The sequence below is a fragment of the Herbidospora daliensis genome, assembly GCF_001570585.1.
Classification (GTDB): Bacteria; Actinomycetota; Actinomycetes; order Streptosporangiales; family Streptosporangiaceae; genus Herbidospora; species Herbidospora daliensis.
Genome location: NZ_BBXF01000018.1, coordinates 3208 through 4312, shown reverse-complemented (window position 1 = coordinate 4312; position 1105 = coordinate 3208). Strand labels below are relative to the sequence as shown.

Sequence of the window (1105 nt, the reverse complement as noted above, 5' to 3'; positions counted from 1 at the left end):
AAGGACTGTTAGTATCACTGGCCTCGATATGGGCGCATCACAGCGGGTACGGGAATATCAACCCGTTATCCATCGACTACGCCTGTCGGCCTCGCCTTAGGCCCCGACTTACCCTGGGCGGATTAGCCTGCCCCAGGAACCCTTGGTCATCCGGCGCAGAAGTTTCTCACTTCTGATTCGCTACTCATGCCTGCATTCTCACTCGCGTCGCCTCCACAACTCGATCACTCGGCTGCTTCGCCGGCGACACGACGCTCCCCTACCCATCCGCGCTAGGCGCGAATGCCACGACTTCGGCGGTGTACTTGAGCCCCGCTACATTGTCGGCGCGGAATCACTTGACCAGTGAGCTATTACGCACTCTTTCAAGGGTGGCTGCTTCTAAGCCAACCTCCTGGTTGTCTCTGCGACTCCACATCCTTTCCCACTTAGCACACGCTTAGGGGCCTTAGTCGGTGATCTGGGCTGTTTCCCTCTCGACTACGAACCTTATCGCCCGCAGTCTCACTGCCACGCTCTCACTTACCGGCATTCGGAGTTTGGCTGACGTCAGTAACCTTGTCGGGCCCATCGGCCATCCAGTGCTCTACCTCCGGCAAGAAACACGCGACGCTGCACCTAAATGCATTTCGGGGAGAACCAGCTATCACGGAGTTTGATTGGCCTTTCACCCCTACACACAGATCATCCCCCAGGTTTTCAACCCTGGTGGGTTCGGTCCTCCACGCGGTCTTACCCGCGCTTCAACCTGCCCATGCGTAGATCACCCCGCTTCGGGTCTACAGCATGCGACTCAACGCCCTATTCAGACTCGCTTTCGCTACGGCTCCCCCACACGGGTTAACCTCGCCACACACCATAACTCGCAGGCTCATTCTTCAAAAGGCACGCAGTCACATCACAGACAAGCAAGCTTGTCTACGCTCCTACGGCTTGTAAGCACACGGTTTCAGGTACTATTTCACGACCCCTCACCGGGGCGCTTTTCACCTTTCCCTCACGGTACTAGTTCACTATCGGTCATCAGGGAGTATTTAGGCTTACCAGGTGGTCCTGGCAGATTCACACAGGATTTCTCGGGCCCCGTGCTACTTGGGATCCCCTC

General features: G+C 56.9%; 1 other annotated feature (cut by both window edges).

Going from position 1 to position 1105, the window contains the following annotated elements:
* Positions 1-1105 (bottom strand) — a sequence feature (mutual gap in cmsearch alignment for this rRNA model is longer than 100) (it extends past both window edges: 2109 nt to the left, 908 nt to the right).